The sequence below is a fragment of the Streptococcus tangpeifui genome, assembly GCF_011038795.1.
GTDB classification, from domain to species: Bacteria; Bacillota; Bacilli; order Lactobacillales; family Streptococcaceae; genus Streptococcus; species Streptococcus tangpeifui.
On record NZ_JAAKDU010000001.1, the window covers coordinates 339,507 to 350,415 of the forward strand.

Below are 10,909 nucleotides of genomic sequence, written 5' to 3' on the forward strand. Positions count from 1 at the left end.
CTAGTTTTTCTCAGAGAGAAAAATAAGAAAACCACCAGCTAGGCTGGTGGCTGATAAGGTTTCTAGCTGCCATTATTTTTCGGTTAGGTTTTGTCTAAAAGAGAGGCGAAATGACCAGAATTATGGTATGATGAAGGGTGCAGAAAAAAGCGCTTAGTGCTAATTTCAATTGGTCATTAAGAGAGTGGGACTCAATCAGTAAATCGTGATAAAATCACGATTTTGATTATCTTCACTCTCCCATTTTAAAACTCAGTTCTTTGTCACTTTTCTGTTTTTAGGTGGCAGGATTTGGCAGCCTATCCCCAGACTGCCAAAGATCACTGGAGCATTTCAATCCACCTCCGCACAGTTGATATTGGTTTTCTCAAACAGTCTCCCAGACTGTTTGACCTATCTCTTGTGTGGTAGTTAAACAGTTTCAGTGGACTGTTTAAGAGGGCGCCTGAAAATGTGACTGCGCCCAAGATAGGGACAGCTAATCAGCAGTGGTTCATTGGTGCTAAAGTACCTCATGAACTGTGCAAGAGTAAGACTTCTTGGCCTAGCCAAGAAGTCTTACTCCCGACCACTGCGTCAATTTGGTAAATTTAGAATAATGCTAACGAGTTTGGACTTTTGTCTCAGACTCAGCCATTTTTCCAACTAGTCAGTCTAGTTAGATAATTATTGATTTAGAAAGGTCACTATGACAGTTTATAATATCAATCTAGGAATTGGTTGGGCTTCCAGCGGTGTTGAATACGCCCAAGCCTACCGTTCTAAAGTTTTTAAAAAACTTGGGATAGCTGCCAAGTTTGTTTTTACCGACTTTTTCAGTCAGGATAATATTGTTGATATGGCCCGCAATGTCGGTTTTAGTGATGACCAGATTATCTGGATGTATACCTATTTTACTGACCAGACGCCCGCTCCAACGACCTTGACTGAAGCCGATCTCAAGGCCCAATTTACAAGGGATATTACCAAGACTGACCGAGAAGACAAGTTGGTGCGTTTCTATTTTGGCGACCGCGATTTTGCAACTGCCTATTATTGCCGCCACAGCAGGGAAATTATTCATCGGATTGAATTTGTTTCTAATGGGAATCTGGTTCGTAAGGACTTCTATAACAATGGTAAGCATCTTTCCTTTACCGAGTACTATGCCCCTAAAGACAATGCAGCCAAGCTCTATAAGCGATCCTACTACAATTTAGATGGCAGCATTGCCTACGATGAAATTACCGATGGGGATCAACCTTTCTTCCGTTTTCCAAATCGGATTCTCTACTCCAAAGAGGAATTGGTTGCTTACTTTATGGAAAGGCTAGAGTTGACTTCAGAAGATTTGGTCCTTTTGGATCGTTCAACAGGTATTGGTCAGGCTGTCTTTCGCCATGTTAAACCTGCTAGATTAGGTGTGGTTGTCCATGCTGAGCACTACAGTGAAAATGGGACTAATGCTAATTCAGTCCTCTGGAATAATTACTACGATTTCCAGTTTACCAATGCAGACAGTGTTGATGTCTTTATTGTGGCAACTGACCGCCAAAGAGAAATCCTTAGCCAGCAGTTCTCGGTTTATAAGCATCAGGAACCCAAGATTGTGACTATTCCGGTCGGTTCCTTAGATGAGATTAAAGAGCCTAAGAGTCCACGGATTCCTTTCTCTGTCATGACGGCCTCGCGCTTGGCAACTGAAAAGCATGTGGACTGGTTGATTGAGGCCGTTGTCGAAGCTCGTGAGTTGGTGCCAGATATTAATTTTGATATCTACGGTTCTGGCAGCGAAGAAGACAAACTGCGTCAAATTATTGATGAAAAAGGCGCTAAGGATTATATCCAACTCCGAGGCCATCAGGATTTGAGTCATACCTATATGCACCATGAGGTTTACCTCTCAGCTTCCAAGAGTGAGGGCTTTGGTCTGACCCTCATGGAGGCCATTGGCTCAGGAATGCCTCTGATTGGATTTGATGTCCGTTATGGTAATCAGAATTTTATCAAGGACGAGGAAAACGGTTATCTGATTCCCATTTCTGAATTGGATACCGATCAAGAAATCGTTGAAAGCTTGAGTACGAAGATTGTCCAGATCTTTACTCTGGCCAACTTAGACAGCATGCATCGGGTCTCTTATGATATGGCTAAGGACTATCTAACTGATAAGGTTGAAGCAAAATGGAATCAACTGATTAAGGAGCTTGAGCAATGATTAATCTTTTTGAAAATTATAATCAAGACAGCTGGGACCTGCATTATTCTCTCATTCTGTCAGGCTACCAAAATACGACTATTGCCATCAATGACAATGGTTTTCTGCCAGATGATGTGACCTCTCCCTTCCTCTTTTTCACTGGTTTTGTCAATGCGACAGGAAAGCCTCTGCATTTCAACGAAATCCCGGTACCCAAGTTCTGGGAAATCAAGGCGACTAATTCTAGTGGTGAAATTTTTGACCTCAATAAAAAACGGGCCAATATCCATTTTTCAAAACCTAGTCACAACCGCTTTGTTCAATCAGTTGACTGGTTAGATGAAGCTGGCAAGGTTCGCTCAACCGACCATTACAATAAATACGGTTACCGCTTTGCTCAAACCATCTACAACCGCGAGAGTCAAGCTGTTCAGAAGTCTTATTATGACAAGTCTGGCAAGGAAGTCTTGGTGGAAAATTATGTAACGAGCGATTTGATTTTGGAACATGAAGGTAAGATTTACATCTTCAAGTCCAAGGCTGATTTTGTTACTTACTATATTCAGGCCTCTGGCTATGATTTGGATCGCATTATCTTTAATTCTCTGGGAATGCCTTTCTTGGTAAAATATCAGCTGCACCAAAAAGGAGAAGATGTTCTCTTCTGGCAGGAGCCAATTGGCGATAGTCTGCCTTATAACATGCAGTTACTGTTGGATCCAGCAGCAGAGCGAAAGACTAAGATTATTGTTCAGGATTTTAAAACCTATGAGCAAATCCTGCGGATGGTAACTCCAGAGCAGAGAGAGGCCTTTACCTATGTCGGTCTCCTCTATCCATTCCAGCGTGATAATCAGGCGCGCAAGGAAGCGCTGATTTTGACCAATTCTGACCAGTTGGATTATGTGGAAAATATTATCGAAGATTTCCCTGACATGACCTTGCATATTGCTGCTCTAACGGAAATGTCCAGTAAGCTTCTCAGTCTGGGCCGTTTCAGCAATGTCCATCTCTATCCCAATGTGACTAATCTGACTGTCCGTCAGCTTTTTGGCCGCTGTGATATCTATTTGGATATTAATCAGGGCAATGAAATTCTTTCGGCCATTCGGACCGCTTTTGAAAGTCGTCAGTTGATTCTCGGTTTCAAGGAGCGGATGCACAATCCTCGGTACTCAGCTCCTGAGTTCTTCTTCGGCTTGGGTAACTATGCCAGCTTCCGCGATAAGCTCCGTAATGTTTTGGGCAATCGAGCAGCCATCACTCTGGATCTCCAATCCCAATATAAGGCGGCGAACCTAGCTATGCCAGAGGATTATCGCCGTGAATTGGGGCAGCCGAAACCAGCGCTGCCAGAAGTTGAGGACAGTCCTCTAACAGCTCAGTCAGACCGCACAGTGCCTGCAGATAATATGGAAGCAGAAGCTAATGCTGCTGAAACTGTTTACGAAGAGGTTGCAGAAGCTACTCGGGACTTAGAAACGACGGACGTACCAGTAGATGACTCAGCTGGAGATACACCCGCAGATGAACCACTTCAAGAAGCAGGAGCTGCCCTCACGGACCCAGCACAAGTTTTTGAAGCAGCTTCAAACCAGGATTATCAGCCTGCTCAAATCCAAGCGGAAGCCCTGCTCGATGCAGAAGGTCCCAGCTTTACAGTCGATTTGACCGTGCCAGTTTCGACAGACGATACCGAAGCCAATGATGTTTCAGCGGATGCTTTGAAAGCTCCAGATCTACTCCAGACTGAGCAAGCAGAGGCTCATACGAAACCTTCGGTCCATCTTGAACCAAATGTACTCGCAGAAGAAAATCAAGATTAGAAAATAAGAAGACAACCGATAAAGTTAGCCAGCGAATGAAGCCGCTGGCTTTTACTTTGTTCAAGTCTTAGTATTTTGACTCGTCACTAGCCATTTAAAGAGGATTATTATTTCCTTTTAGAGCTTCATACTAATACTAGACTTGTTTGTAATCTGATATGGAATTACTATTTACCCATTACCTACTTCAGAAACCCTAGAGCCTTTTCTTGTCTCACTTATCATAAGTAGGTTTTTTTAATCCCCTCCCTTAATTTCTTCTTTCTAAAATGCTATAATAAAGCCATGTTTATTAAACCCACTTCAGCTTATGTGCATATTCCTTTTTGCACGCAAATTTGCTATTATTGCGATTTTTCCAAGGTCTTTATCAAGAACCAGCCGGTTGATGATTATTTGGAAAAGCTGTTGGAGGAGTTTCGTTTCTACGATATTAGAACATTGCGAACGCTCTATATTGGCGGCGGAACTCCGACGGCTCTTTCAGCTTCGCAGTTGGATTACCTGCTGTCGGGTTTGCAGGAGCAATTGGATTTATCGCTTCTGGAAGAATTCACCATCGAGGCCAATCCTGGTGATTTGACGTCGGATAAGATTGCTGTGCTTGAAAAATCAGCGGTCAATCGGGTCTCACTTGGCGTGCAAACCTTTGATGATCAGGAGCTCAAACGAATCGGCCGCAGTCACAATGAAGCACAGATCTATGAGTCGGTTTCAGCCCTCAAAGCAGCAGGTTTTGATAATATTTCTATTGACCTCATCTATGCTCTACCCGATCAGACTATGGATCAGGTTAAACTCAATGTTAAAAAGGCTTTATCTCTGAATATTCCCCATCTCAGTCTCTACAGTCTGATTTTGGAGAATCATACGGTCTTTATGAACAAAATGCGACGGGGTCGACTTCATTTGCCTAATGAGGATGTTGAGAGCGATATGTTTACTTATATTATTGATGAGCTGGAAAAGCATGGGTTTGAGCATTACGAGATTTCCAATTTCACCAAGCCGGGCTATGAGAGCCGGCACAATCTTGTTTACTGGGATAATGCTGAGTATTACGGAGTCGGAGCGGGAGCTTCGGGTTATTTGGACGGCGTTCGCTACCGCAACCGTGGCCCAATCCAGCACTACCTAAAAGCTATTTCAGAGGAAGGTCAGGCCCGTTTGCATGAAGAAGAATTGACTAAGACCGAGCAGATGGAAGAAGAAATCTTCCTTGGACTGCGAAAGAAAGCGGGTATCTCTATCAGCCGCTTTGAGGAAAAATTTCAGGAGGACTTCCAGCAGCGGTATGGTCGGATTGTGGCCGATTTGCTGGCGGACGGTTTGCTTCAAGTCACAGGTGATCAGTTGCGTATGACTAAGCGGGGCCTTTTCTTGGGTGACACCGTGGCTGAGAAATTTATACTTGATTAGGGAGTGCGTCCAAGATCAGTATGGCAAAGCTATCGATTCTGGAGGCTCAACTTCGCATAGTTGCTACTGGTCTTCTCAAATAGTCTGGGAGACTGTTTGACCTATGGCTTGCTTGTCAGGATAGGGCATCCAACCAGCAGTGGTTCATTGGTGATGAAACGCCTCATGACCTATGCAGGGATAAGACGAAGTTGGTATAGTCAACAAGTCTTACTCCCAACCAACTGCGTCAAAGTAGTGATTGAAAAGTAGTGAGGGCAGGACGTGTCCCGATTTTAAAGGAGAAATCATGGGAAAAAAATTTCAGGTGGCTTATCAGGTTCCATTTTACGAGAGTGATATCAATCATCAGATTAAAGTGCCTCATCTGCTGTCCTTTGCCCTTCAGGTATCGGGCTTGCAGTCAGAAAGTTTGGGCAATACTGATGACTGGCTTTTGGACAATTTTAATTTGGTTTGGGTCATTACTGACTATGAGCTGGATATCCAGCGCCTGCCTCGCTATGCGGAAAATATTGTAGTAGAGACCGAGGCAATTGCCTACAACAAACTTTTTTGTTATCGGAAGTTCTATATTTACGGCGAAGATGGTCAGCAGATTATTGAGATTTTCTCCACCTTCGTCCTTATGGATTACGATACCCGAAAGGTTGTGACAGTCAAGGATGAAATTGTAGCCCCTTATGGTTCTGAAAAAATTAAAAAAGTGATTCGAGGTCCAAAATATAAACCCCTGAAAGAAGCGGAAGAATCCCTCTTTCATGTGCGGTATTTGGATTTGGATATGAATGGCCATGTCAACAACAGCAAATATCTGGAATGGATGTATGAGGCGATGGATATTGATTTTCTCAAGACCCATGTGCCCAAGAAAGTTCATCTTAAGTACCTCAAGGAAATTCACTACGGGAAGGATATTATTACTCGGATTAAACAGGATGGCTTGATCAGCCAGCACGAAATTAAAACTGATCAGGGTCTTCATGCCCAAGCTCAGATTGAGTGGCGGGAACGCAATGAGGCTTAAGCCGCTGCCGAATATTTTTTGACTCAGTCCTTTCTTAAGATAGTAACTCTAGTAAACAGTGGCTGCTTTGCTTTTAGACAGCAGACTGAGGCTGGGTAAAAACTCGTCCAGAGTCCTGTTTTAGAATCAATTCTAGGCGCAGTGTTGGGAGTGAAACGGTCTGGGAAGAGACCGTTTCAGGCCATCGCCTAGAAATTAAGAAGTGGTGAGAACCAGAATTTTCAATTTTTGGGTTGATCCCACTCCCTTATTTTTAAAGAAATCAGCATATAGGAGTAAATATGACTTACAAAGGTTATTTAATTGATTTAGACGGAACCATTTACCGAGGGAAGGAGCGGATTCCAGCAGGTGAGCGCTTTATCAAACGCCTGCAGGAGCAAAAGATCCCCTATACCTTGGTGACCAACAACACTATGCGGACCCCGCAGATGGTGCAAGAAATGTTGGCTAAGCATTTTAATGTGGAAACGCCACTGGAGACTATCTACACAGCGACTTTGGCAACTGTCGATTACATGAATGATATGAAGCGGGGCAAGACCGCCTATGTTATCGGCGAAGTCGGCCTCAAGTCAGCCATTGCTGAGGCTGGCTATATCGAGGATAAGGATAATCCTGCCTACGTTGTGGTCGGTCTTGACCGTGGGTTGACCTATGAAATGTTGGTGACGGCCACTCTGGCCATTCAAAAGGGGGCTCTCTTTATCGGGACCAATCCTGATCTCAATATTCCAACCGAGCGCGGCCAAGAACCAGGAGCTGGCGCTATTCAAAAGCTTTTGGAGGTAGCTACCCGAGTCAAACCGGTTATTATCGGCAAACCAGAAGCTGTCATTATTAATAAGGCTCTGGAGCGATTGGGTCTGGAACGCTCACAAGCTCTGATGGTTGGTGATAACTATATGACCGATATTATGGCCGGTATCAAAAACGATGTTGATACTCTGTTGGTTCTAACTGGTTTCACTAAGCCGGAGGAAGTGTCGGGCCTGCCTATTAAACCTAGCCATGTCGTGGACAGCTTGGACGACTGGGAGCTCTAAATGAAAGATAAACTAAAATTGGTTGGCTTTGCTCTCTGGCTTTTAAGCTTAGCCATTTTGTTGACTATTTATTTGGCTTGGGCCATCTATCCTTTGGAAAATCATTGGCTGAACTTGGCCAGCCTCAGAGGACTGTCCAGCCAGCAGCTACTCCATAATTTCCATCAGCTTATGGGGTATCTGACCCTGCCCTGGGTGACCAAGCTCAAGATGAGCAACTTTCCATCATCAGCAGACGGGTTGGCTCATTTTCGAGATGTTAAGCACCTCTTTCATTTAGATCAGGCTATTTTCCTGCTGGGACTAGTCCCCTCTTGGCTTTATTTCAGGAGACAGTTGCGGATCAAGTCTTTCTGGCTCTCCAGCCGAGTCTTTTCAGGCCTAGCTACTCTGCCAGTCTTACTGGGGATTTTAGCTTTTTTCATCGGTTTTGATCAATTTTTCACGCTTTTTCATCATTTGCTTTTTCCCGGTGCAACTAATTGGCTTTTTAATCCCTATACTGATCCCATCATTTGGGTTCTGCCTGAGGATTATTTTCTGCATTGTTTTATTCTTTTTTTTGTTCTTTATGAAATCGTCATGTTAGGCTGTTTTTGGCTAAGCAAAGGAAGCCTGCAGGCCTATCGCAAGGAGCAGGAGAATGGAGTGGTCTCTAAATAATAGGTATGAAGCCAGACGTGCAGATGGAGTGCCTTATGTCAACAGCTTGGCAGTTACCATACTTCTCTCTGAAAATGATTCCATGGAATTTTCTGAAAATCCTGCTATAATAAAACTATATTTTAAAATTTTTGCTATTCATTCGAGGAGTTTATCATGGAAGAAACTTTTTTTATCTTAAAGCCGGATTGCCTAGAGCGCGGGCTGGTGGGCCAAGTCTTGCAGCGGGCAGAAGTGAGGGGACTAAAAATTAACCGCATGGAAATGCGCCAGATTGATCGGTCGCTTTTGGAAGAGCATTATGCTGACCTAGTTGACAAGCCCTTTTTCCCAGCAATTACCGACTTTATGACTAGCGGTCCTGTTATTGTCGGGACTTTTACAGGCGTTGGAGCGGTTCAAGCTTGGCGGGATATGCTGGGAGCTACAGATCCTAGCAAGGCTCTGCCCGGCACCATTCGCGGTGACTATGCTCTAGGATCATTTCCCGGTGAGGCCATCAAGAACATCGCTCACGGTTCCGATTCTTTAGCGTCTGCCCAAAGGGAAATTGCTATCTGGTTTGACGAATAACTGAAGAAATTTAGCTTTAGAGGTGGGGTCATGATGCCCATCTTTTTTAATTGACAGACCTAAAAAGCAGTATCATAGGGTTTTGTCGTTGTTATTTCTTAACGCAGTGATTGGCTTGTGATGAAAGGATTGTTGTTTCAATGTCGAGCATTTAAGCTGCGACAAAGTGTCGGCTCTGTTGACTTTCCTTTTAGGCAAGTGACAGCAAGCCATCTTACTAACTGAGAGAAGGAGGAACGTTGTGCTAATTCATCAATTTGCGACTTCTTTCCCACTTCCTTTTTTGGTATAATAGAGTGATTAATTTTCACTGATAAGGACGAATCATGGATATTCAAGAACTTAAAAAACGGCAGGAGAAAATTCGAAATTTCTCTATCATTGCCCATATTGACCACGGGAAATCAACTCTGGCTGACCGAATTTTGGAGAAAACTGAGACAGTTTCCGACCGTGAAATGCAGGCCCAGCTGCTTGACAGCATGGACTTAGAGCGGGAGCGTGGTATTACGATCAAGCTCAATGCTGTTCAGCTTAACTATACTGCCAAGGATGGCGAAACCTATATTTTCCACCTGATTGACACACCAGGACATGTCGATTTCACTTATGAAGTGTCGCGTTCGCTTGCGGCTTGCGAAGGAGCAATATTGGTGGTGGATGCTGCCCAAGGTATCGAAGCTCAAACCTTGGCCAATGTCTATCTGGCCTTAGATAACGATCTGGAAATTCTGCCCGTTATCAATAAAATCGATTTGCCAGCCGCTGATCCAGAGCGGGTTCGTCAGGAAATCGAAGATGTCATCGGTCTGGACGCCAGTGAGGCTGTTTTGGCTTCAGCCAAGGCTGGTATCGGAATCGAAGAAATCCTTGAGCAAATCGTTGAGAAGGTTCCAGCTCCAACTGGAGATGTGGAAGCCCCCCTGCAGGCTCTGATTTTTGACTCGGTTTATGATGCCTATCGCGGGGTTATCCTCCAAGTTCGGATTGTCAATGGTCTGGTCAAACCAGGAGACAGGATTCAGCTCATGTCCAATGGTAAGACCTTTGATGTCACTGAGGTTGGTATTTTTACTCCTAAAGCCGTTGGCCGAGACTATCTAGCAACTGGTGATGTCGGTTATATTGCTGCCTCGATCAAGACTGTGGCTGATACGCGGGTTGGGGATACCATTACCCTAGCTGACCGACCAGCAGGGCAAGCTTTGCACGGCTACAAGCAGATGAATCCCATGGTCTTTGCCGGTCTCTATCCTGTCGAGTCCAATAAGTATAATGACCTGCGGGAAGCCTTGGAAAAGCTCCAGCTTAATGATGCAAGCTTACAATTTGAACCGGAAACCTCACAGGCTTTGGGATTTGGTTTTCGGGCTGGTTTCTTGGGGCTCCTTCACATGGATGTTATTCAGGAACGACTGGAGCGGGAATTTAATATTGATTTGATTATGACGGCTCCATCCGTTGTTTACCATATCAATACCACAGATGGAGAGCTGTTGGAAGTTTCTAACCCTTCTGAATTTCCTGACTCAACCAAAGTCGATAGTATTGAGGAGCCTTTTGTTAAGGCCCAGATCATGGTTCCGCAGGAATATGTTGGGGCAGTTATGGAGCTCTGCCAACGGAAGCGGGGTGACTTTGTCACTATGGAATATATTGACGATAATCGAGTCAATGTTATTTATCAAATTCCGTTGTCTGAAATCGTCTTTGATTTCTTTGACAAGTTGAAGTCCTCAACGCGTGGCTATGCTAGCTTTGATTATGAAATTTCCGAATACCGCAGGTCCAAATTGGTGAAGATGGATATCCTGCTCAATGGTGAAAAAGTTGATGCCCTCAGCTTCATTGTTCACAGTGAATTTGCCTATGAGCGCGGCAGGCTGATTGTTGAAAAACTCAAGAAAATCATCCCGCGCCAACAATTTGAAGTGCCTATTCAGGCTGCCATCGGTCAAAAGATTGTGGCACGGTCCGACATTAAGGCCCTGCGAAAGAATGTTCTGGCTAAGTGTTACGGTGGCGACGTTTCCCGGAAGCGTAAACTACTTGAAAAGCAAAAAGCTGGTAAGAAACGCATGAAAGCTATCGGATCTGTCGAGGTTCCACAAGAGGCCTTCCTCTCAGTCCTATCTATGGATGAAGATGAGAAAAAATAAGTCTGTCGAGGCTGGAC

8 protein-coding genes are annotated in these 10,909 nt (G+C 44.3%); all 8 read left to right on the forward strand.

Annotated features, from left to right (window positions below; all coding sequences use genetic code 11):
- Positions 1 to 688: 688 nt before the first annotated feature.
- The 8 genes from gtfA (at position 689) to lepA (ending at position 10,892) form a co-directional block, all read left to right on the forward strand.
- The gene (gtfA, locus tag G7Y32_RS01490; RefSeq protein WP_165209641.1) at positions 689 to 2,197 is read left to right on the forward strand and encodes an accessory Sec system glycosyltransferase GtfA; all 1,509 of its coding nucleotides are present in this window, start codon (positions 689 to 691) and stop codon (positions 2,195 to 2,197) included.
- The gene (gene gtfB, locus G7Y32_RS01495) at positions 2,194 to 4,005 is read left to right on the forward strand and encodes an accessory Sec system glycosylation chaperone GtfB (RefSeq protein ID WP_165209644.1); all 1,812 of its coding nucleotides are present in this window, start codon (positions 2,194 to 2,196) and stop codon (positions 4,003 to 4,005) included. The genes gtfA and gtfB overlap by 4 nt, the downstream gene beginning before the upstream one ends.
- A gap of 285 nt (positions 4,006 to 4,290) precedes the next feature.
- Positions 4,291 to 5,424 carry a radical SAM family heme chaperone HemW gene (hemW, locus tag G7Y32_RS01500; protein WP_165209649.1) on the forward strand — a complete coding sequence of 378 codons (1,134 nt, stop codon included), beginning with the start codon at positions 4,291 to 4,293 and terminating at the stop codon, positions 5,422 to 5,424.
- Positions 5,425 to 5,713: 289 nt separating this feature from the next.
- Entirely contained in the window at positions 5,714 to 6,451 is a 738-nt protein-coding gene (locus tag G7Y32_RS01505) for an acyl-ACP thioesterase domain-containing protein (RefSeq protein ID WP_004227045.1), read from the forward strand.
- Positions 6,452 to 6,732: 281 nt separating this feature from the next.
- Positions 6,733 to 7,497, forward strand: coding sequence for a TIGR01457 family HAD-type hydrolase (locus tag G7Y32_RS01510; protein WP_004226992.1), 765 nt, complete (start codon positions 6,733 to 6,735; stop codon positions 7,495 to 7,497).
- On the forward strand, positions 7,498 to 8,160 hold the full coding sequence (locus G7Y32_RS01515) for a TIGR01906 family membrane protein (protein WP_004228935.1): 663 nt from the start codon (positions 7,498 to 7,500) through the stop codon (positions 8,158 to 8,160). It begins immediately after the preceding gene.
- A gap of 156 nt (positions 8,161 to 8,316) precedes the next feature.
- The gene (gene ndk / locus G7Y32_RS01520) at positions 8,317 to 8,733 is read left to right on the forward strand and encodes a nucleoside-diphosphate kinase (protein WP_004229878.1); all 417 of its coding nucleotides are present in this window, start codon (positions 8,317 to 8,319) and stop codon (positions 8,731 to 8,733) included.
- A 326-nt stretch (positions 8,734 to 9,059) separates the two neighbouring features.
- Positions 9,060 to 10,892 carry a translation elongation factor 4 gene (gene lepA / locus G7Y32_RS01525; RefSeq protein WP_165209652.1) on the forward strand — a complete coding sequence of 611 codons (1,833 nt, stop codon included), beginning with the start codon at positions 9,060 to 9,062 and terminating at the stop codon, positions 10,890 to 10,892.
- The last annotated feature ends 17 nt before the right edge of the window (positions 10,893 to 10,909 follow it).